A 25,048-nucleotide genomic window follows, 5' to 3' on the forward strand; every position below is an offset into this window, starting at 1 on the left:
ACTTTTTTCAATGAATGCGTGGGTGCAGGAAGAGCCAATGAAGGACTAAGGGCCGACTGGCAGCAACAGCTGGCGTATGTAAGAAAAGAATGCGGTTTCAACTACATCCGCATGCACGGATTGCTGACCGATGATATGGCTGTATATAAAGAAGACAGCAAAGGGAATCCGGTCTATAGTTTCATGTATGTAGATGTGCTGTTTGATTTTTTGCAAAGCATCGGCATGAAGCCTTTTGTTGAACTGGGTTTTATGCCCGGTGCGTTGGCCAGCGGCAATGAAACCATTTTCTGGTGGCGGGGAAATGTTACCCCGCCAAAAGATTACGATAAATGGGCCGGCCTGATCCGTGCCCTTACCCAACACTTTACAGAACGGTATGGCGCCAACGAAGTAAAGACCTGGTATTTTGAGGTGTGGAATGAGCCAAACCTTTCACCGGGATTCTGGACGGGAACCCAGCAGGATTATTTCAAACTGTATAATTACACGGCAAAGGCCATCAAAAGCGTAAACAAGGAATACCGCGTTGGCGGACCCGGTACTGCGGGGGCAGCCTGGGAACCCGAAATGATCGACTATTGCCATAAGAACAATGTGCCAATAGATTTTATCAGCACCCATGCTTACGGCGTAAAGCAGGGGTTCCTGGATGAATTCGGACAGGGAGGTACCGTGCTCGATAAAAACCCGATGAGTGTAAGCGGAGACGTGCTTCAGTCACGAAAAGAGATCGCAGCCTCTCCAATGCCCAACCTGGAATTACATTATACCGAATGGAGCGCCTCCTATACACCGGCCGATCCCATTCATGACAGCTATCATGAAGCCGCCTATGTGTTACAAAAACTGAAACAGGTGGGTAAGGCCGCCAATTCCATGTCGTATTGGGTGTTCACCGATATTTTTGAAGAACCGGGCCCTCGTTACGAACCCTTTCACGGCGGCTTTGGTATGCTGACCATCCAGGGCATAAACAAGCCGGTATTTTACTCGTACCAGTTCCTGAATCGTTTGGGAAATATGGAGCTGGTAAACAAGGATTCTGCTTCGTGGGTTTGCAAAGATTCAATGGGCAACATCCAGGCATTGGTGTGGGATTTCACCAACACGCATCCGGGCGATTCTGTTCACAATCAGAAATATTATATCCAGGACCTGCCATCACGGTCAAAAGGGAAACTAAAGGTAGGGATCAACAACGTGCCGGCTGGTACGTATGCACTTGAAGTATATAAAGTAGGTTACCGCAGCAACGATGCGTATTCAACCTATTTATCAATGGGAAAACCTCAGCAGCTTTCAAAGCAGCAGGTAGAACAGATCAAAAATCAGAACGATGGTGCGCCCATATTAAAAGAAATGATTACCATAAAGGATAATACCCCGTTCTCCAAAGAACTGGACATTCATGAGAACGATGTTTTCTTTTTAAACCTTATCAAAATGTAATGAAAATAATTTTCGGCAAACCGGCTTTTGTTATCCTGATGCTTGTTCTTTTGACTGATGCAATACAGGCGCAATCACGGAAAACGACCAGCTTAAACGGCGAATGGAAAGCCCTCATTGACCCTACCGGTATTGGTGACTGGCGGCAGGTTTGGCTGGAGGATAAACCGCCAAAAAAAACTGATTTTTTCGAATATTCATTTGAGGGCGGGCCGGTACTACAAGTGCCGGGCGACTTTAATTCCCAGCTATGTGCGCTCACTTATTTTGAAGGTACGGTTTGGTACAAAAAGCAATTTAATTATCCCATTCAAAAAGGCAGGCGGCTGTTTCTTCATTTTGGCGCCGTGAATTATCTCGCGGAGGTTTTTCTGAATGGCAGTAAGATCGGCCATCACGAAGGAGGCTTTACGCCCTTTCAGGTTGAAATTACCGGCAAAGTAAAAGAAGGAACAAACGCCCTCGTTGTTAAAGTAAACAACAGCCGGCATAAGGACGGATTGCCGGGCTTCGGGTTCGACTGGTTAAACTATGGCGGTATAACCCGTGATGTTGACCTGGTTGAAACCGCCGGCACGTATATCGATGACTATAGTATTCAATTAAAAAAAGGCAGTTTACATACGGTGGCAGGCTGGGTGCAATTGAACGGAACGCAACCCGCCCAAACTATTAAAATAAAGATCCCGGAACTCAACCTGTTGTATAGCACCAGAACGGATGATAAAGGAATGGCAAAGGTGGAGTTTTCATCGGCCTTTACACTGTGGTCGCCTGAATTACCCAAACGCTATAGGGTAGCAATAGAAAGTGAAACAGATACCGTTGTGGATAGTGTAGGGTTCAGGTGTATAGAAGTGAAAGGAAATAAAATACTCCTGAACGGGAAACCGGTTTTTTTGAAGGCTGTAAATATTCATGAGGAAGATCCATACAAGGGCGCCCGCGCCTGGTCGAAGGAGGAGGCTGTGTTATTACTGAATGCGGCTAAGGAGTTAGGATGCAACCTTGTTCGCCTGGCCCACTATCCGCACAATGAGAACATGGTAAAGGAAGCGGAAAAAATGGGTTTGATGGTTTGGAGCGAACTCCCGGTATATCAGCATATTGAATTTGCCGACAGCAGCGTGCGGGCAAAAATGAAAGGGATGTTGGAAGAAATGATCCGCAGAGACAGAAACCGCTGCGGCGTCATCATCTGGAGCCTTTCGAATGAGACTTATCCGGGTACGCCCAACCGAACGGAAGCGCTTATTCAATTAACGCAGCAATGCAGGGCATTGGATGCCACGCGGTTGATTACGCACGTAACGAACACCCAGCGGTACGAAAACAACACCTTCGATATTTGGGATACGCTTTACAGATATTCCGATCTTATTTCCTTGAATGAGTACATCGGGTGGTATGTTCCCTGGCAGGGTAAACCGGCTGCTACAAAATGGAAGTTGGTTTGCCCGGATAAACCGGTATTTATATCAGAGTTTGGCGGCGAAGCTTTATATGGGAGTCACTACGGACCGTCTGATGAAGCCGCTTTCTGGACCGAAGCGTACCAGGCAACGATCTATACCGCTCAAATTGACCTGTTCAAAACGGTTCCCAACCTGTGCGGAGTGTGTCCCTGGTTGTTGTTCGACTACCGGTCGCCGGGCAGAATGCATCCTGTTTATCAGAAAGGATACAACCGGAAAGGATTATTGTCAGAGAAAGGTGATAAAAAGAAAGCCTGGTATATTATGAAAGCCTTTTATGCGAATAGGCCGGGTAACATTTCCTACCCTAATCAGTAACATTTGAACCCCCTGTTTCAGGCAATACAGCAATAGTTTTATAGTAAAAAAGAGGTAACGTAATTGCCGCGACCGGCTCAAAGGAAGCAGGTCCGCGAAAAACGATGTTTGCTTTTTAAATCTAATCAAACTTTAAACATTGCTTATGTCACATGAAAAAAACACGAAGCGCGTATTGTCGTTTGTAACAACGAAAACGGGCTTTTTTACCATGCTTCTTTTCGGACTTTTAATGTCCCTGCCTGTTTATTCGCAACTGCCAACAGCCCAGACCGTAGCCGGTCAAATGAAGGTGGGCTGGAACCTGGGGAATACGTTAGAGGCCATTTGTGGCGAGAACGCCTGGGGAAACCCTACTACCTCCCAAACACTTATCAATGCAGTAAAAGCCGCCGGATTTAACACCGTGCGGATCCCGTGTGCCTGGGACTGTCATACCACCAATGGCGTGATCGATGCCAACTGGCTTGCCCGGGTGAAAGCCGTAGTGGATTATTGCATCAGTAACCAGATGTATGCGATCATCAACATTCACTGGGATGGCGGCTGGCTGGAAAACAACTGCACTACAAGCGCCCAAAGTGCTGTAAATGCAAAACAGCAAAACTACTGGACCCAAATTGCCAATTATTTTAAGAGCTACAACGAACATTTGCTTTTTGCCAGCGCCAATGAACCCGCTGTATCGGACGCCACTGGCATGTCTGTTTTATTATCCTATCATCAGACCTTTATAAACGCCGTTCGGGCAACCGGTGGCAATAACAGTTCCCGTACCCTTATTATCCAGGGACCGTCGACAAATATAGATAACACCAATACCTTAATGAACACGATGCCAACGGACCAGATCGCCAGCCGGTTGATGGTGGAGGTGCATTATTATACACCCTGGAATTTCTGTGGTTTAACGGCCGATGCGTCATGGGGTTCTATGTTTTACTATTGGGGAAATGGTCATCATTCAACGATCGAGCCTTCCCGCAATGCCACCTGGGGGGAAGAAAGTGAAGTGGAACGGGCATTGGGGTTAATGAAAACAAAGTTCGTTGATAAAGGGATCCCGGTGCTTATAGGAGAATTTGGCACCATAAAACGGACCAATCCTTCCGATATGTCGGTTCACCAGGCTTCAAGAGAATATTTCAATAAATATGTGGTGAGCTCGGCAAAAAGCAAAGGAATGATCCCTGTTTACTGGGACAATGGCGCCGCTGATTTTGGTTTATTTAACCGCAGTACGGGCGCCGCAACCGATCAGGGAGTTATAAATGCGATCATGCAGGGGGCCGGCGGCGGTGGATCAACCACTACTTACGTTACTTTGAAAAACCGCGGTACCGGGTTAATGATCGATGGAATGGGAAGCACCAGTAATGGTTCCAACTGTGCACAATGGAGTAGTAGCGGAAGTTATAACCAGCAATGGACAATAGAAACGGCCGGGTCTTACGTACTGCTGAAAAACCGGGCTTCAGGGTTATATCTTGATGGGATGTACAGGAGTACCAATGGTTCCATTGCCGGGCAGTATAGTTATAGCGGCAGTGATGCACAGAACTGGACAAAAGAAGCGGCCGGCAGTTATGTGAAGTTTAAAAATAAGGCCACCGGGTTATACCTCGACGGATTGGGCAGCACTACGAACGGCGCCGATCTGGGTCAATGGAGCCAGAGTAATAGTAACAACCAGCAATGGACCCTGACCAATGTTGGTAGCGGACGAATAGCCGCTGAGCCAATCAACGATCAGCTGACGAACCGGGTATCATTATATCCGAATCCATTCAAATCAAAGTTTAATCTAACTATTGATAACCGCGATGAGGTAGAGCGGATCGTGATCTTTGATGTATTGGGTAAACAGGTGGAGACCATTCAACATGCGGCCATTTCAAACAAAACGTCCATGGGAGCTTCGCTTCAACCGGGCGTATATATAGTGGAGGTGCATGGAACAAACTGGTTGAGATCATTTAAGGTTGTTAAAATGAATTAATTCCTGACAGGGACCAGGTGCATCGCCACCTGGTCCTGTTTTTATAAGCGATAAAAGAAAAAAGGTCGGATTTGGATAAAACAAAGTCTTATTCGTAGTACTATAGACAAACCTGTCTTTACTAACTTCACCTGGATATTACGATTGCTGTAAAACTGTTTTGCTATAATACCAGGCTATATGAATAAAAAGCAGAGTACTGTATTTGTCTTCTCTTTGAGCACGTCTCTTTTCTTCCTGTATCATCCCGTTAACATCCATTTATTGTAAGCCATGAAAAGGTATACCCTGGCGCTCGATCTTAAGAACGATCCGGCGCTTATTGCAGAATATGAGTATTGGCACCAGGCAGCAAACGGCTGGCCCGAGATAAAAAAAAGCATAGAAGAGGCTGGTATTGCCAATATGGAGATCTATCGTACCGGCAACCGGTTGTTCATGATCATGGAAACGGATGATCACTTCTCTTTTGAACAAAAATCCCAAATGGATGCCTCCAATACCAGGGTGCAGGAATGGGAACAGTTGATGTGGAAATTCCAGCAGCCGCTTCCCTGGGCAAAAGAGGGGGAGAAATGGATCATTATGAATAAAATATTTGACTTACACCCTAAAAAACAACAGCCATGAACAGGCGAACGCTTATAAAACAATTGGGTTTATCACTACCAGGTTATCTTTTATCGAAGCAGGCCGGCGCCTCTTTCCTCGGAAGTTTGGATCAACAGGCAGCAGGGCCATTTCAGCCAACCTGGGAATCTTTGCAAAGCTATGCGGTGCCCGATTGGTACCGCAATGCCAAATTTGGCATCTGGGCGCATTGGGGACCACAGTGTGAGCCGGAACATGGCGATTGGTATGCACGGGGCATGTATGAAGAAGGCAGCGACCATTATAAATATCACCTGCAGAAATATGGTCATCCATCGAAGTTTGGTTTCAAGGATGTGATCCACCAGTGGAAAGCGGAAAAATGGGACCCGGATCATCTCGTTTCATTATACAAAAGGGTGGGGGCGAAGTATTTTTTTGCCATGGCCAATCACCACGATAACCTGGATCTCTGGAACTCAAAGTACCAGTCCTGGAATTCGGTGAATGTGGGGCCTAAGAAAGACCTCATTGGCGGCTGGGCAAAGGCAGCTAAAAAACAGGGACTGCCATTTGGCGTGAGTGTGCATGCCGCGCATGCATGGACCTGGTATGAAACGGCACAGGGAAGCGATAAGAACGGCCCTCTGGCAGGCGTACCCTATGATGGCAAATTAACAAAGGCGGAGGGTAAAGGCGCCTGGTGGCAGGGTATGGACCCGCAGGAGCTGTATGCCCAGAACCATGCCCTCAGTAAAAATGGGCTTCAATGGGACTGGAACAATGGCACAACAGTTCCCTCTAAAGCGTACTGTGATAAATTCCTGAAAAGAACGCTTGAACTGATCGATAAATATGAACCCGAGCTGCTTTATTTCGATGATACTGTGCTGCCCTTTCATGGGCTCAATGACGTGGGACTTCAGTTAGCTGCGCACCATTACAACCAAAGCCTGAAGCGCAATAAAGGAATATTGAAAGCCGTGGTGAACGGAAAGATCCTTAATGACATGCAGCGTAAATGCCTGGTGTGGGATATTGAACGGGGACAAAGCAATGTAATAGAACCTTTCACCTGGCAAACAGATACCTGTATCGGTGGCTGGCATTACGATAAACGAGTGTATGAAAACAAAAGCTACAAGAGCGCCCAAACAGTTATTCAAACGCTGACAGATATAGTTAGTAAGAACGGGAACCTGCTGTTGAACATCCCGGTAAAAGGCAATGGCAGCATCGACGACCAGGAAGTTGCTATTTTGGAAGAAATTGCAGCCTGGATGACAATCAATTCGGAATGTATCTTCGATACAAGACCCTGGAAGGTCTATGGTGAAGGACCGGCAATAAGTGATGCCGCCCCGATAGCGGCACAGGGTTTCAATGAAGGAAAGGGTAAACCTTTTGGCGCAGCCGACATGCGTTTTACCACTAAGGGCGATACGCTGTATGCCGTGGTGTTTGGATGGCCCGACAATGGGAAAGTAACGATCAAAAGTCTTTCAGATGGAAATACCCTGCGGCCGGGTGCAGTGAACAAAGTAGAACTGGTTGGCGGCGGTGAGCTGCATTTTCAACGAAATGCAGCAGGATTGGACGTGACGCTGCCGGAGAACAGGCCCGCGCTTACTTATGCCAACGTACTGAAAATATCCTAGACCATCCATAAATGGTCTCCCAATCCATAATCCCGTCTGGCCGATTGACAACCAGGCGGGATTTTTTATTTCTTTCGGATTCCCCCCTCTATTTTATCAATATGTCCCCCTATATCATGAGTGGTTAATCAGCATATTTGCAATTATTTAACGTTTAAATGGTTCCCATATGTAAAGACCTGATCGGCGTTTCCTCTTTCCAACGTTCCAAATTGACTGTTTCTTAACCTTACAAATTGCTGTATGAAAAAAATCAAACTACTGCTTGTAGCATGTTCTTTATTGCTATTTAATGTTGCTGCATTAGCCCAAACCAGGACTATTGTCGGCAATGTCAAGGATTCCAAAACCGGGGAACCCATTCCCGGGGCTACTATTAAAGTCCTTCACTCTGATCTCGGAACTTCAGCCGATATAAAGGGGGCGTTCAGGATCGAGGTCCCTTCAACCCTTTCAAAAGTGGTTTTATCTATTTCCGGCGTTGGTTACACCCCGGTTGAAATTACCCCACACGGCGAAAATGTAGTTATCGGGCTTACTCCGGAAAACAAACAGATGACCGATGTAGTGGTTATTGGTTATGGCACCGCTAAAAAAGCAACTTTAACGGGAGCTGTCAATACAATCAAGGCCAAAGAAGTAACGGAAGCGCCGGTTACCAATGTCACCAACGGTTTGGCCGGACGGTTGCCTGGCCTGGTGGCCGTTACCAGTAGTAGTGAACCGGGTTCCGATGGTACTAACTTACGCATTCGCGGCAGCAACACTTTTAATGATAACAGCGTGTTAGTGGTGATTGACGGGGTGCCCGATAGAAGTCTGGAGAGAATTGACCCGAATTCGATTGAAAGTATAACCGTATTGAAAGATGCTTCTGCGGCTATTTATGGGTCAAGGGCTGCCAACGGCGTTATTTTAGTTACTACCAAGCAGGGAAAAGCCGGGAAACCAGAAATTACGCTGAATGGTAATTATGGTTATAACCAGCCTACCAAATTACCTAAAATGGCGGATGCCCCGCTGTATGCTACTGCATTGAATGAAATAGCCTATTACAACAATCCTTCCGGTGGATTGAATCAAACATACACCGACGACCAGATCCAGAAATTCAGAGATGGCTCAGACCCTTTGCGTTACCCCAATACCGATTGGTTTAAAACGGTTTTAAAACCCCGGTCGGCGCAAAGCAATGCCAACCTGTCCATTTCTGCCGGAACTGAAAATTTGAGATATTTTGTTGCGCTGGATGTGAAAAAACAGGATGGTCAATATAGAAACAGCGCCACTTACTACAAACAATATGGGTTTACTTCCAATGTTGACGGTAAAGTAAACAAGTACATTCATGTGGCTGTGAACGTGAACGGCCGTTTAGAGGATAAACATTACCCGCAGAAATCTGCCGGTACTATTTTTAACGACCTGGTATCAGCTTATCCAACCTCTGTTGCCTGGTGGCCTGGCGGATTACCTGGCCCTGCACGCGAGCACGGCGAAAACCCGGTTGTAATTTCAACCGGCGCCACGGGTGTCAATAACGACAGATACTATGTGTTGAACTCGAATTTAAAGTTGGATATTAACATCCCCTGGGTAAAGGGCTTAACGTTTAACGGAAATGTATCTTACGATAATGGCTTTGATTTTGATAAGAATTTCACCAGGCCCTGGCGGTTATATTCGTGGGATGGAACTGCTGTTGATGCCAATGGCAAGCCGGTGCTCACTTCGAATGTTTTTGGTGCTGGCGCTTACAATTCACCTACTTTATACGAATCGTTTCAAAATAATTATTCAAAACTGGCTTATGGCTTATTAAATTATCAAACCAATATCGGTGAAAACCACAACCTGAAATTAATGGTGGGAACACAGGTTTCGAAAGGTTCTACAGAAAGCTTTAATGCTTACAGGGATCTGTTTGCTTCTACCGCTGTTCAGGAAATGTTCGCCGGCGCAACGGCCAACCAGGCAACCGGCGGCACAGGTACCGTAAACTCCCGGTTGAGCTATTTTGGAAGAGCCAATTACAGCTATGCCAATAAATACCTGGTAGAGTTTGTAGGCAGGTATGATGGCTCCTACATCTTCGCTCCCGGCCATCGGTTTGGCTTTTTCCCCGGCGTTACTGCCGGCTGGGTAGCTTCGGAAGAAAAGTTCTTTAAAGAGAACGTCCGGTTCATTGATTATTTTAAATTAAGGGGCTCCTGGGGAAAAACGGGTAATGACCGCGTAGCCGATTTTCAATACCTGACCTCGTATTTATTTGGCAGCAGTTATTATAATACCGCCGGGCAATATTATCCCTTTGTGGTGAACAACGCAGGCGCACTCAATGAACTGCAAACGGTGTATGAAAGCGTTATTGCCAACCCCAACATTACCTGGGAAGTGGCCAACCAAAGCAACATCGGTTTTAATGCCAGTTTCCTGAACAACAGATTAACAGTAGAGGCAGACTACTTCTATTATAAAAGGAGTAATATTCTGTGGCCCCAGAATGCCACGGTGCCTGCTTCAGCGGGTTTGTCGCTGCCTAGTGTAAACTATGGTAAGGCACAAAATAAGGGATTCGATTTCAGTGTTACCTACAGCGATGTCACTGCCAGCAAGTTCAGCTATTCCGTATCAGTGAACGGCGGTTATGCCCAGAACAAAGTGTTGCAATGGGGCGAGGCGCCCGGCGCACCGGTATGGCAGCAAACCACCGGACATCCCATGGGTTCAGGATTATATTATGTAGGGGATGGCGTGATCCATAATTCAAAAGATTCCCTCGATTATGCGAGCGGTTTTACCTCCTGGGGACTTAGTACAAAACCAGCACCGGGTGATATCAGGTATGTGGATGTTGCGAAAAACGATACCATGGATTCCCGCCAGCAAAAAAGGATCTACAAAAGCAGCATTCCTACATTTACTTTTGGCACCTATATCAATCTGGGTTATAAAAATTTCGATCTGTCGATCTTATTGCAGGGTGCAACAGGAGCTGTTACCTATGTTAATTCAGATGGCGGAACATTCACCAATTTCCGTAAAAGTTTGTTAGACGGCCGCTGGTCTCCTAACAATCCTACTGGCGACATTCCAAGAACACCCAATCGCGGTAATTATTATTGGGATAATACCAGCAACACCTTCTTCCTTCACAAAACAGATTATGTTCGCTTAAAAACATTACAGTTCGGCTATACACTCGATTCAAAATTGCTTGAGAAAGCAAGTATTAAAAATTTGCGGGTTTATTTGAGCGGACAAAATTTGCTTACCTGGTGTCCTGGTTTGAAAGACTTTGATCCTGAGGCGGGCGCCAATGCCAAACCAACTGATCTGAAAAGTGCAATACCGAGTATTTCAGGTGGTAATTATCCATTATCACGTGTGATGTCTATGGGAATGACCCTGACGTTTTAATATCCGTAGTTATTGATTGCTGAACAGATTAAAAAATACACATGAAAAAAAATATTGTTTGCATTATTTTGATAGCGGCCATTGTAGCAGGCCCGCACCTATCATGCAATAAAAAAGTACTGGACCAAACGCCGGTGAGTGCAGTTTCTGATGATGCTGTTTTCAAATCCACAGATCCCGGATTGTTAATGGCCTATGTTAATAATATGTACCAGGGGTTGCCGCATGGTTTCGACTGGACAATGCTGGCTTCGCTTACTGATGAAGCGCTTACGCAGGCCTGTACCTGGGCCGGACAACAACAGGCCATGTTGAGCCAGTTGACCCCCAGCAATTTAGGGCCGTTCAACAATAATAATTGCCCCGAATTACAACATCTTGCCTGGAGCAATGAGTATTCTTTCGTCAGGGCTACCAATATGTTCTTCTCTAAAATAAATACAGCGCCCATTGATACGGCTACCAAGCATGAGCTGATGGGAGAAGTGTTTTTCGTGAGGGCTTATTTGTACCACAACCTGGTGTCTTTGTATGGTGGAGTGCCCATTATTACAACGGCCTACGCATTAACGGATAGTTTCAGCGTTCCCAGGAACTCGTATGCCGAATGTATTCAGTTTATTTCAGACCAATGCGACAGCGCTGCCCAGTATCTTCCTGTAACACAAACACAGGTAGGCAGGGCTACCAAAGGCGCGGCACTTGGCTTAAAATCAAGGGCCCTGTTATTTGCAGCCAGTGATCTATACAATGGTGGCAACGGTACGGTGCCCGATCCGTTTGCCGGCTATGCACACCCTGAACTGGTAAGGTATACCAGCTTTTCGCCCAGCGACAGGCAGGCCCGTTGGCAAAAGGCAAAGGACGCGGCATTGGCGGTAATAAACCTGGGCGTGTATTCCCTGTACCAGCCTAACCCCGCATCACAAACGGAGGCAGCCACCAATTATGGCAATCTCTTTATTCAAATGAGTACGCCGGAAGATATTTTTGTAAAATATGTTTCCACCAATACGGTTGCCAACTGGAACGATTATGGGAAAACGTATGGCCCCGGATTGTTCCATAATCCCAATGGCTTTTGGGGTTGGGGAGTTGATGCGCCCACCCAACAATTCGTAGATGAGTATGAGATGAATGATGGCACTACCTTTAGCTGGAGCAACCCGGTTCATGCTGCCAAACCCTATCAAAACCGCGATCCCCGTTTTTATGCCACGGTATTGTACGATGGCGCTAACTGGCGCCAAAGAACAACTGACATTTTACCCCATGAAGCAACTGGTAAACTGCAAACCGGGTATCAGGACACCTCGGCTACCCATCCCACTACCGATGATATTAAGTACGAAGCCGGCGGCTTCGATACCCATAATCCTCCTACCGGCGCCAATATCTGGAACTGGTCGCCCACCGGCTATTATTTAAGAAAATGGAGCGATCCGAATCTGGACCCATTGAAAGTGTTGCAGTCTACACCCTGGCGTTATATGCGTTATACCGAAGTGTTGCTTAATTATGCCGAGGCCAGTCTGGGCCTGGGCGACGCAGCCACTGCCACTACCTATATCAATATGATAAGGAAAAGAGCAGGTATGCCCGCTATCGGAACTGCTACGAAGGCAACCCTGCAACATGAGCGAAAGATTGAACTGGCGTTTGAAGAATTACGCTATTTTGATATGCGTCGCTGGATGATCTGCGACCCGGCTGTATATGGACAAAAAGCCGGTTTCAGCAATGTGTGGAGCATTCATATCTTTTATCCTTACACCGGTTCTACAGCCTATGGTTCCGGCACACCCGTTTACACGCCCGTTGCCAATGTGAGCGGAGCCGGCAATTATGCCAATTTGGATTACTCCGGCGGCAGAGCATGGAGTCCCAAATCTTATTTCCTGCCCATCGCTTATGACGAAATGAATAAAAACCTGAAATTGATTCAAAATCCGTTTTATTGATCATACAAGCATTCGTTTGAAAGGCTCGCTGTTTTTACAGTGGGCCTTTGTTTCTTATCAGGAGGCATTATTTAAATGAGTTTATTATGAAAAGGATTTGCACCATTTTGTTCATCGCTCTTAGCTTATCCTGCAACCGCGAACACCACCTGTTCGAAAAGATCTCCTCCTCACATTCCGGCATTACATTTAACAATACGATCGTCGAGAACGACTCCATCAACCCGCTGGCTGTAGTCAATATCTATAGCGGAGGGGGTGTTGGCATTGGTGATTTTAATAACGATGGACTGCCCGACATTTTTTTAACGGGCGGAATGGCGCCCTGCAAATTATACCTCAATAAGGGCGATTTCCGTTTCGAAGATATTACTGCAAAAGCCGGGGTTGAAGGAATGGGAAGATGGGCAAGGGGCGTGGCTATAGTGGATATCAATAACGACGGATTGATGGACATGTATATTTGCAATACCCTGTATAAAGATCCGCTCAGGAGAAGAAATATCCTGTACATTAATCTCGGCAGGGATAAAGAAGGCATTCCTCAATTCAGGGACATGGCCGCCGAATACGGCCTGGACTGCCATGTTCAATCGACCATGGCCAGCTTTTTTGATTACGACAATGACGGCGATCTTGACATGTACCTGACCGTTAATGAAGCTTCGAACGACTATGTTGCCTCCGTTTTTACAGGGCAGGAAAAGCCAACAGCGGGGCCCAACCGCGGAAGGCTTTATAAAAATGAGCCGGACCCCCATACCGGTCATCCTGTTTTTCATGACGTTTCGGATGCAGCAGGGATACTTTTTGAAGGGTACGGCCATGCCGCGAGCATTTGCGATCTCAATAATGACGGCTGGAAAGACATTTATGTATCCGATGATTTTATTTCCAATAATATTCTTTACATCAATAACCACGACGGCACCTTTACAAACAGGGCGAAGGAATATTTCAAACACACCTCCTATAACAGCATGGGGCAGGATGTAGTGGACATTAACAACGACGGGCTTCCTGATGTGGTGGAACTGGACATGAGCGCTGAAGATAATTATCGCAAAAAAATGATGGCGCCTGCCAACAATCCGAACATCTGTCAGAACTTCGACAATTACGGTTACCAATACCAGTATGTGCGCAATACCCTGCAGTTAAACCAGGGGCCCGCAGTAGGGCAGCATGATTCAACAGGCATGCCGGTTTTCAGTGAGATCGGCTTTATGAGCGGAATGTCGCAAACCGACTGGAGCTGGGCGCCGTTGGTGGCTGACTTCGATAATGACAGTTACCGTGACCTGGTTATCACCAACGGCTTTCCGCGTGATTGGTCGGATCATGATTTTATCGCCTACCGCAAACAGTCGGGCGGCACTATCAGTAACCGGCAACTGCTTGACATGATCCCGCAGGTGAAATTGCACAATTATGCCTTTAAAAATAACGGCGCATGCCAGTTCGATGATGTGAGCAAGAGCTGGGGGTTGAATGTGCCTACCTTTTCAAACGGCGCTGCCTACGCCGATCTGGACAACGACGGGGCCATGGACATGGTGATAAACAATATGGATGATGAAGCCTTGTTGTACAGGAACACGTCAAGAGACAACGACACTATTTCTACCCATTACCTGAATATTCATTTCAAAGGCGGTAAACAAAATATAAATGGCATCGGCGCCACGGCCGCTATTTTTTATGACCATGGTAAACAACAGGCGTACGATAATAACCCATACCGTGGGTATCTCTCGTCTGTACAAAATAGGGCGCATTTTGGGTTGGGAAAAATAAGCCAGCTCGACTCCCTGGTAGTAAGGTGGAACAACGGGAAAAAACAAACGCTAAAAAGCGTACCGGTTGACCGGTCGATCGTTGTGAACATCGAGGACGCAACAGCAACCGATCCGGGTCAGCAGCCACTGATCGATCAGCAGTCGCTGTTCACGGAAGTGAGCGCCGTTGCCGGCATTACCTATGTTCACCAGGATAACCCCTATATTGATTTCAATATTCAGACATTGTTACCGCACAAGTTGTCAGAATATAACCCTGCGCTGGCAGCAGCCGATATAAATGGCGATGGGTTGGATGATTTGATCGTTGGCGGCAACTCCGTGAAACCGGCACAGTTGTTTTTACAACGGCAAAACGGGAAATTCAGCCAGCAGGAATTATTGCCTGGCCTGAACGCCCCAACCAGTCAGGCAAAAGACGAAGGCCTGTTGCTTTTCGATGCCAACGGTGATGGCCGGCCCGATCTGTACATAGCCAGAGGCGGGTATTCGTTAGCCCCCGACAGCATCCACTACCAGGATAAATTGTACCTCAACGATGGCAAAGGAAAATTTCAGGAAGCTGCTTCCGCGCTGCCGGTCAATTATACCAGCAAATTATGCGTACGGGCTTTTGATTTTAACAATGACGGCAAATTAGACCTGTTTGTGTCGGGCCGCGTTGCCCCTGCTCAATATCCAAAACCGGTAAGCAGTTTCATTTTTCGTAATGACTCCGAAAAAGGCCAGGTGAAATTCACGGATGTCACTGCCGGGGTGGCCCCTGCACTGAAAAACATCGGAATGATTGGCGATGCGCTGTTTACGGATTTTGATGATGACGGGCAAACCGACCTGATCGTTGTGGGTGAATGGATGCCGGTAACGTTTTTAAAAAATGTTGGCGGAAAATTTACCAATGTCACGGCCGCATCAGGTGTGGCCGGTAAAACAGGCTGGTGGAATAGCATCGTAGCAGGGGACTTCAGGCATACGGGAAGAACAGATTACATTATTGGTAACGTAGGATCAAATACTTTTTACCAGGGCAATGACTCTTTTCCTGTTTGCATTACCGCCAAGGATTTTGAAAAGAACGGGCCCTATATCGCCATACCTTCTCTCTATCTTCCGGATGCGCAGGGCCAAAAAAAGGAATTTCCTGCTTTTGGCCGGGACGATATTGCGAGCCAGTTTCCCGGGATCAAAAAAAGGTATCCTACTTATAAACCTTTCGCCCTGGCAACCATGGATGACATCCTTACGCCGGAACAACGGAACGGGGCCCTTCGGCTACAGGCCAACATGCTGCAATCCTGTTATTTGCGAAACGATGGCGCCGGAAAGTTCACTTTAATTCCTTTGCCCCGGGAAGCACAGGTATCGGTCATCAACGGAATGGTTGCCGACGATTTCGACGGCGATGGCAATCTGGACGTCTTGCTCAATGGAAATGATTATGGGACCGAAGTGGGTACGGGGCGATATGATGCGTTGAACGGACTGCTGTTAAAAGGGGACGGGAAAGGCAATTTTTTTCCCCGATCTATCAGCGAAAGCGGGATCTATATCCCGCACAATGGTAAAGCGCTGGTTAAATTAATAAGTGCATCGGGCCATTACCTGGTGGCTGCAAGCCAGCACCAGGATGTGCTGAAACTGTATCAATTGAAGCGGACGGTAAAGAACGTGCCGGTTAACCCGGATGATGTGAGCGCCATTGTAAGGGAGAAAAACAACAGAACCCGGAAGGAAGAATTTTATTATGGAAATTCTTTTTTATCCCAATCATCAAGATTTATTTTAGTCGACAGCAACGTTCAGTCGGTAACGATCAGAAATGCCAGCGGTAGATCGAGGGTACTAAACTTTTAAAAAATAGTTAGCATGTATTTAGTAAATTAGGTAAATTTAGCCGGTTCCCTTTGTAGAATATGAAATTTGCCATTTACTTATTTTTTCTTTTCCGGGCAGTAGCTTGTTTTGCTTCCGACACATTATCTGTAAGATACCTGGGCATCGATCAGGGCCTTTCAAACAATGCCGTAACCTGTATTTACAAGGACCATAATGGTTTTATGTGGTTTGGCACCTATGACGGGTTGAACAGGTATGATGGATCCTCCTTTCGCGTTTTTAGAAATACCATAGGCGATCCAACCTCCCTGTTGGATAATCATGTTTTTTGTATCAATTCCGACAATGAGAATAAGATCTGGATAGGAGAAGGAAAGGGCATAAGTATTTATGACCCCAGCCGGTCTGCTTTTTTCACGCCCCGCTTCAGAAAAGCCCATAGCTCCGAAACTGTTCCCCTGTATGATGCTGTTTTGTCGATAAAGAAGGCCGGCAACGTAATGTTGGTTGGCACAGCGCATAGCGGGCTTATTGTATTTACCGGTAACAACCAGCCAGGAAAACAAATGGTGCTTCCCGGGGAAACCTGTGGGGCGTACAATGTACAGGCCATTGAATACGATTCAACCAAAAAGGCGGTATGGTTCTTTGTTAAGGACCTCGGCCTATATAAATATGAGATCGGAAGTGGAAGAATAGCTGCCGTTGCTACAGGGTTAACACAATGCTACGCTATTTTTTCAAGGTCCGATGGCGATCTTTTTATCGTAAGCGATTCAGGCGTAGCGAGGGTTTACAAAAACACCATTACACCATTCGATCCTATCCCGCAAATGATCGTAAGAGACCTTACAGAAGACCGCAATGGGGCGCTGTGGATTGCTACTGACGGGAACGGGTTGTGGTATTTACCGCCGGGCGCCGGAAAGGCCCTGCCGCTTTCTTTAACGGGAGAAGCCATCAACAGTAATTCGATCTATAATATCTTCATCGATGACGAAGGCCGTAAATGGATCGGAACGCTCAGGGGTGGCGTGAATATCCTGGAAAAGAATCTTCACCCGTTCAGGACCATCTCGTATCACCAGGGGAGAACGGAAGATGTGAACGATTTTATATTGTCTCTTTGCGAAGATGACCGGTTGAACTTATGGATCGGGACGGATGGGGCAGGGTTACGTTACTGGGATAAACAAAAGAATAGCTTCACGAAATATGTTCATTCAGCCGACCCTGGTTCTATCAGCAGCAACTTTATCACCTACATGGCCAGGGATTTTAAAAACGATCTCTGGATCTCGTCCTGGTTCGGGGGGATAGACAAACTGAACAGAGCAAACAACACGTTCAGGCATTATGCCTGTTATAATCCTTTTCAAAAAATTGCGGAGAAGAATGTCTGGCAGATCTATGAAGACAGGCAACAACGTTTATGGGCTTCTGCCAGCAACAGAGGTCATTTGTATTTGTATAACAGGACTGCCGATCAGTTTGAGCTTTTCGATAGTTCATTGGTTGATCTGCAGGTGTTGAAGGAAGACAGGTCAGGTAATTTATGGGGAGGCAATTACAATTATTTAATAAAGATAGATCCCGGAAAAAAGCGACATCGATCATTCTTTATCGGGTATCCTGTAAGGAGTATCTGCGAAGATAAACAACATCATTTCTGGGTGGGCACAGAGGGAGGCGGGCTGCTGTTATTTAACCGGGAAAAAGGGACGTACCGGCGAATAACAACCAAAGAAGGATTGCCTAACAATGGGATCATGAGGATCCTGGAAGACAACCAGGGTGATCTTTGGCTGAGCACCTATTATGGCCTGTGCCGTTACAATCCTGCTTTACATACGTTCAGGAATTTTACGCAGGCGGATGGATTGCAAAGCAACCAGTTCAGCTTTAATGCCGCCATGATCGCTGCAAACGGGGAATTTTTATTTGGAGGGATCAAAGGGTTTAATAGTTTTTACCCGGACAGCGTTTATGACAAAAAAAATATCCCCCGCCTGTTTCTCACCGGGGTAAAAATCGACAATTCTCCTGTAGAAACCGACACGGCTTACGTTTCTTCCCGCAACAAAGACATTATCACCAGCATAACGGTCCCATTTAACAAGGCCATCCTGTCATTTGATTTTACCGCATTGCAGTATTCAAATGCAGATAACCTGAATTACGCTTATTATTTAAAAGGGTGGGATAAGACCTGGAGTATTGCCAATAATATAAAGACGGCCAATTACAGCCATTTACGGGAGGGCGCCTATGCATTTTATGTAAGGGTGATGAACCCGGATGGGGTTTGGAATGAGGAAGTGCAATTGTTGTCTGTTAAGGTGTTGCCGCCCTGGTACAGGACCTGGTGGGCGTATTTATTGTATGCAGCCGTTGCCATCGGTATTGTCTGTGCCTTTATCTATTATTACCGGCGCCAGGACCGGTTGCGATATGAAATTAAGCTGGCATTGGTGGAGAAGCAAAAAGAAAAAGAACTGACAGAAAGAAAGATCTCTTTTTTCACAGACATCTCTCATGAGTTCAGAACGCCCCTGACATTAATTGTAAGCCCTTTGAAGGACCTTATGGCGGAAGTGAATTCGGAGAACATTCAAAAAAAGTTGTCGACCGTACACCGGAATGCCCGGCGTTTATTAAGCCTGGTGGATCAGTTGTTGTTGTTCAGGAAAGTGGAGTCCATAGAGCAGCAGCTCCACCTTTCCGGTTTCGACATCAATGAAGTATGTAACGAAGTATTCCTGAGCTTTGCGCAACGGGCAGCATCCAAAAATATCAGTTTGAATTTTGACAGGCCTTCGGATGAAATATGCTATTGTGGAGACAAGGAAAAAATTGAAATAATTTTATTTAACCTTCTTTCAAATGCCCTGAAGTATACCCCGCCCAACGGAGAAGTGCAATTGTCGCTGACTGATGAGGGCGGGCAAATACAGATCGTTGTTAAAGATACCGGCTGTGGCATTGCCGAAAATATCAGCCACCGGTTATTTGATGCCTTTTACCAGGCCAACAATACCGGGAAGGCGTCACACACCGGGTTTGGGATTGGGTTATATGTGTCAAAGAAACTGGCTGTAGCACATGCCGGGTCATTATCCTACGTAAGTACGGAAGGAATGGGCAGCACTTTCACGCTGATCCTTCCCAGGAATAAACAGGCTTCCATGGAATATGCCCATGAAGAAGACAGGAGCCATCGTGCCAGCATTATTCATGAACTGGTGGAAGAAAGCCGTGAGGAAGAGAATACAACCGCGGACAACAAGTCAAAGGTGATTGACAAGATCATTTCGGGGCTGCCAACCATGGTCATTGTTGATGATGATGCCGGGCTCAGAAGCTATTTAAGGGACATATTCAGGGATCAATTTACTATTTATGAAACAAGCGATGGCGCTGCTGCTTTTGATCTGATCAGCAAGGAATTGCCCGACATTGTCGTCAGCGATGTTATCATGGACAAAATGGATGGTATTGAATTGTGTCGTAAGCTAAAACAACAGGCGCACCTGGCGCATATTCCCATCATATTATTGACGGGGAGCGCTTCTGAAAGATCAAAACTAACGGGTTTGGAGTGTGGCGCGGAAGATTATGTAAGTAAGCCATTTAGCAAAGAACTGATTGTTGCCCGGGTGCAGAATATCTTAACATCGAGGAACAGGCTGCAGCAATATTTCTTCAATGCCATTACGCTAAAGCCGACGGCCAGCATTGAAGCGGATCATAAAGAATTTTTGGAAAGGTGTATCGAGATCGTAGACCAATATATGGACAAGCCGGAGTTTAACGTGCAGCTCTTTTGCCAGGAGATAGGCATGAGCCAGCCGACCTTATACAAAAGGATCAAAGCTATTTCCGGGTTGACCGTAAACGTATTTGTAAGGTATTTGCGATTAAGGAAAGCGGCGGAAATATTGATTAACACCAGTAAAACGGTTGTAGAAGTTACTTACGCTACAGGTTTTAATGATCTTAGATATTTTAGAGAGCAGTTCTCCAAACTGTTTGGAATGACCCCTTCCGAATTTATCAGGCGTTACAGAAAACCTTTGGGCAACAAGATTGTAAAGTAAATTATAGGGTGGCCTGATCACCGCCCTTTTTAAAATGAGTGCCCAGTACACTCACTTCACGTTATAAAAGAAGCTCCTGAGTTCTTCGTTTACCGTTTTAAGTTCAGGGCCCTTAATAGAGAACTTTAAACTTTCAACTTTAAAACCTGGTTTTTAGCTTAAAAATTGTGATTACCTGATAAAAAAGTACAACGTTTAAGTATAAAGAAATAATAATTTTAGTATAGAATTTGAACTAACGGTCAATACACTTTTAACCTAATTAATTGCTATATGGGAAAGGCTTCAATTGTCCCCAGGTTGACTATTAGATTAGTCGCCTGTGTGGTGCCGCTGCTGTTTTTTTCGGCAGCTGTTTTTGCCCAACAAAAAAAGGTAACAGGTAAAGTAACTTCCAATTCGGCCGACGGCCAGCCTGTTATCGGCGCCAATGTTGTTGCAAAGAAAAGTAAACTGGCCACTCAAACAGGGCCGGACGGTAATTTCTCCTTCACCATCCCTTCCGATGAAACTACTTTAACCATCAGTTCTATTGGCTTTCAAACACTGGATGTTCCCATTAATGAAACCGGAAATGTGCTGGTATCGTTAAAAAACCGCGGCCTCGACCTGAATGAAGTGGTGGTAATTGGTTATGGAACACAAAAACGAAAAGATGTAACCGGCGCCATCAGTTCGGTAACCGCCGCCACCATTGAAAAAGTACCGGTAACCACCGTAGACCAGGCTTTGCAGGGAAGAGCGGCCGGCGTACAGATCATCAATAACGATGCGGCGCCGGGCGGCAATATGAGCGTGCTGGTAAGAGGTATTGGTAGTTTGGCCGCGGGGGGAAATGCACCTTTATATGTAATAGACGGTTACCCCACCACCGAAGGCATCAACAATATCAACCCCAATGATATTGCCACCATAGATGTACTGAAAGACGCTTCCGCCACTGCGGTGTATGGCATCCGCGCCGCCAACGGCGTAGTGATCATCACCACTAAAAAAGGATTAAAAAATAAAACCCAGGTTTCATTAGACGCCTATACCGGTTTTCAAAGCAAACCCAAACAATACGATCTGTTAAATGCCCGTGATTGGGCTACGCTGTCGAACAATGTAGAGGCGGCAGATTCAACCCATACCTATCATGGCTTACCCATCTGGCATACACCCGATGTGCTGCATAGTGTAGACTGGCAGGATGCGATGTACCGCAGCGGTCTTACCCAAAACTATACTATTGGAATAAGAGGCGGGAGCGATAAAGTGCAAACCGCTGTTTCGTTTGGTTATTATAACCAGAAGGGTATTGTACTGGGTTCCTTCTTTAAAAGGTTCACCCTGGGCCTAAACCTCGACTACCAGCCCACAAAATGGCTTAAATCTTCCACCAGTGTGAAGTATAGTTACCAGAGCGCCAATAACCCTTATGGAACAGGGCAGCTGTTTAATTTAGTGATTAACCCGCCCACGCTGGATAGCGGCAACCGCCGCACTTACCAGATAAAAGATGGCAATGGCAACTATGGGTTTTACAATCCGGTTCAACCCAATGTATTTAAATTCAGCAATCCTGTTTATACAGTGGAGACGAATCAGTACGAGAACATTACCAACTTTGTGCTGGCCACTTCTTCCCTGGAAGCTACCGTATTTGAAGGCCTGAAGCTAAAAACCAATGCAGGGGTAAATGTGCGGAATTTCTCCGGCTCCTTTTTTCAGCCTGAAGATGCCCGGGCCAATGCCCAATTCCCGGCCGCTGCTATTACCGCTGCCAGCTACAGGCAGAACATGAGTAACAATTTTGAATGGTTGTGGGAGAATACGATCTCGTACGATAAAACCTTTGGCGATCATACCATCAATTTTGTAGGGGGTATTTCTGCCCAAAAAAATACCAACACCTTAATGGGGGCAACCGGCATACCACCGAATAATACCACCAGGGATCTGGCGCAGATGTCGAACCTGATCTTCGACCAGTATGGTAACGGCAAAAGCATTGGCACCCTTGCCTCGGAATTTGCAAGGCTCACCTACCAATATGGCGACAAGTATATGATCACCGGTACCATCAGAAGAGATGGTTCCTCTAAATTCGATGTAGGGCATAAATACGGTACCTTCCCTTCAGGTGCAGTAGCCTGGAGAATAAAAAATGAATCGTTCCTGAAAGACGTGAATTTCCTGGCCGACCTGAAGCTGCGGGGCAGCTATGGTAAAGTGGGTAATCAAACACCTATCGGGTTGTTTCAATACCAGGCCTGGTATGTAGGGAACTTTCCTGCCAATTATAATGGCGGTACGCCGGCCAAAGATAACTTTGGTTATCCTTTTAATAAAGTATACCAGAATGGCAGCGCACAAATTCAGCCCACAAATACCAACCTGAAATGGGAAACTGACGAACAAACAGATATAGGTCTGGATGCGGCATTTTTGCAGGGCGCCCTGACGGTAACGGTTGACTGGTTCAAAAGGGATTCAAAAGATTTTCTGCTCACCCTGGCGGCGCCGGCACAAACAGGGTACAATTTCCTGACCCGCAATGTGGGCAGCATGAACAATAAGGGCGTTGAGCTGGCCCTGAATTACAGGGGCAGTGCGGGTAAAGACATTCAATATGGAGCCGGCCTTACCCTTTCAAGAATAAAGAATACCCTCACCAGTATAACCTCAGGCACCAGCTTCGTTACCAATTTCGGCGGGGTGACCTTAGTAGGGCAGGGCTGGGATGAGTTTAGCCGGTCATATGTAGGCCAACCAGTAGGAGAGTTCTTTGGTTACAGATCCTTAGGCATTTTTCAAACACAGGCCGAGATAGACGCATTGAATGCCAAAGCGCCGGGCGGCATTTATTACCGCGCTGCTACCAGGCCGGGCGATCGCCATTTTGCCGACCTGAACGGCGATGGGATGGTTGATGCAAAGGACCGCACCAGTATCGGCAACCCGCAACCTAAAGTATTTGGCGGGCTTAACCTTGACGGCTCCTACAAAGCATGGGATATTAACTTATATTTTTATGGCAGCTTCGGCAACAAAATACTGAACTATGTAGAAAGCCACCTGGAAAGCTTCCAGAAAAGAGGCTCGGAAGGCGTGCAGAACGTGAGCCAGGAATATTACAATAATTACTGGCAGCCCGGCCGTCCTTCAAACAGGTATGCCCGCGCCCTGCCTAATGATGATAATACACTTAACAGCGTTCCATCGGATGTTTGGGTGGAGAATGGCAGCTTCGTGAAATTAAAAAACCTCACTGTGGGCTATACCTTACCCAGCGATCTGCTGAACAGATTCACCATTACAAGATTGAGGGTATACGCTTCTACACAGAACCTGTTTTTCATTACCAAATATAAAGGGATTGATCCGGAGATCGGGATGCAGGGAGGTTCAAGCGGCGGAACCAATATGCCGCCCAATCCAACACAATACGGGCTGGATAACGGCACCTATCCTTCCTCCAGGTATTTTACGGTAGGAGTAAACCTTACGTTTTAACGATTGAAAAATCAGTCATATGGCAAGTAGCAATCAAAATATTATAAAAGTGTTCCTGCTTACTTTGGTTTTTCCACTGGCATGTAAGCAAAGCTTCCTGGAGCAGGACAATACCTTTCAGTCAAATGCTGATGCGCTTTCCACTAAAAAGGAGGCGGTAATTGGCCTGGTAAATGGTATTTACGATACGTACCAGAACAGCGATCTGCTGAAAAAATGCATCTGGTACCGGGCTAATTTCGGCACCCATGACTTTTTTAACTGGGGAGGCGATGTGTACTGGAATAACTACCAGTTACCAGCTACGTTTGGCGGCCTTTCAACTTTATGGAACCAGTCGTATATTGGGATAGCCCGGGCTAACTCTGCCTTTACTGTTATTACAAAAGCAGAAGGGAAAGGGGTGCTTACTGCCTCGCTGGCTAACCGGTTAAGGGGGGAAGCGTACTTTTTGCGCGGGCTCACCTATTACTACCTGGCATCCTGTTTCGGCGGGGTACCATTGGAGGTAGATACCAGCGGCGCATTAAATCTGGGGTTAAGACCGCGTTCACCCCGCGACTCGGTGTTCATGCAGGTGGTAGCCGATATGCAACAGGCTGAAACGTTGTTATGGTCGAAAAAAGACCTTCCCAAGGCCGACCTGGGAAGGGCCACCAAAGGCGCTGCCTATGCCTATGAAGGGTCGGCCCGCATGTGGCTGAAAGATTATGCTGCCGCGTTGGCTGCTTTTAATAATCCTGAGTTTTCTGCCAACTATAGTTTATTGAAGAACTTTGCCGATGTGCATGAATACGATAACCAGAACAACGATGAGTCGTTGTTTGAAATTCAGTTTGAAGTAAAACAGGGCGACCCGCAGGACTGGGGTGGAAGCTGGAATCCGCCCGGTGGTGAAATTGCCTGGATAGACAGTTTCAGCTGGCCTGAGGAAATAACCCAGC

At 46.4% G+C, this 25,048-nt stretch carries 11 protein-coding genes; all 11 read left to right on the forward strand.

Going from position 1 to position 25,048, the window contains the following annotated elements; translation table 11 throughout:
- The coding region (locus ACJ751_RS02930; protein WP_407743877.1) for a GH39 family glycosyl hydrolase at positions 1-1,452 on the forward strand (1,452 nt) is incomplete at its 5' end.
- The gene (locus tag ACJ751_RS02935; protein WP_407743878.1) at positions 1,452-3,245 is read left to right on the forward strand and encodes a glycoside hydrolase family 2 protein; all 1,794 of its coding nucleotides are present in this window, start codon (positions 1,452-1,454) and stop codon (positions 3,243-3,245) included. The genes ACJ751_RS02930 and ACJ751_RS02935, both read left to right, overlap by 1 nt.
- Before the next feature lie 145 nt (positions 3,246-3,390).
- Positions 3,391-5,244 carry a cellulase family glycosylhydrolase gene (locus ACJ751_RS02940; protein ID WP_407743879.1) on the forward strand — a complete coding sequence of 618 codons (1,854 nt, stop codon included), beginning with the start codon at positions 3,391-3,393 and terminating at the stop codon, positions 5,242-5,244.
- A 273-nt stretch (positions 5,245-5,517) separates the two neighbouring features.
- Positions 5,518-5,874, forward strand: coding sequence for an L-rhamnose mutarotase (locus ACJ751_RS02945; RefSeq protein ID WP_407743880.1), 357 nt, complete (start codon positions 5,518-5,520; stop codon positions 5,872-5,874).
- The gene (locus tag ACJ751_RS02950; protein WP_407743881.1) at positions 5,871-7,493 is read left to right on the forward strand and encodes an alpha-L-fucosidase; all 1,623 of its coding nucleotides are present in this window, start codon (positions 5,871-5,873) and stop codon (positions 7,491-7,493) included. Before ACJ751_RS02945 ends, ACJ751_RS02950 begins: the two co-directional genes overlap by 4 nt.
- 243 nt (positions 7,494-7,736) lie before the next feature.
- A complete protein-coding gene (locus tag ACJ751_RS02955; protein WP_407743882.1) occupies positions 7,737-10,913 on the forward strand; it encodes a SusC/RagA family TonB-linked outer membrane protein in 3,177 nt (1,058 codons plus the stop codon).
- Positions 10,914-10,954: 41 nt separating this feature from the next.
- Complete coding sequence (locus ACJ751_RS02960; protein ID WP_407743883.1) at positions 10,955-12,874, forward strand: RagB/SusD family nutrient uptake outer membrane protein; 1,920 nt, start codon at positions 10,955-10,957, stop codon at positions 12,872-12,874.
- Positions 12,875-12,960: 86 nt separating this feature from the next.
- Positions 12,961-16,527 carry a VCBS repeat-containing protein gene (locus tag ACJ751_RS02965; protein ID WP_407743884.1) on the forward strand — a complete coding sequence of 1,189 codons (3,567 nt, stop codon included), beginning with the start codon at positions 12,961-12,963 and terminating at the stop codon, positions 16,525-16,527.
- 59 nt (positions 16,528-16,586) lie between these two features.
- Positions 16,587-20,606, forward strand: a complete 4,020-nt coding sequence (locus ACJ751_RS02970; protein WP_407743885.1) for a two-component regulator propeller domain-containing protein — start codon at positions 16,587-16,589, stop codon at positions 20,604-20,606.
- A 273-nt stretch (positions 20,607-20,879) separates the two neighbouring features.
- Positions 20,880-24,104 (forward strand): SusC/RagA family TonB-linked outer membrane protein, encoded by a 3,225-nt coding sequence (locus ACJ751_RS02975; RefSeq protein WP_407743886.1) that lies wholly within the window; start codon positions 20,880-20,882, stop codon positions 24,102-24,104.
- A gap of 19 nt (positions 24,105-24,123) precedes the next feature.
- On the forward strand, positions 24,124-25,048 hold a 925-nt coding region (locus ACJ751_RS02980), incomplete at its 3' end, for a RagB/SusD family nutrient uptake outer membrane protein (RefSeq protein WP_407743887.1).

It is taken from the genome of Niastella sp., from assembly GCF_045805085.1.
Classification (GTDB): domain Bacteria; phylum Bacteroidota; class Bacteroidia; order Chitinophagales; family Chitinophagaceae; genus Niastella.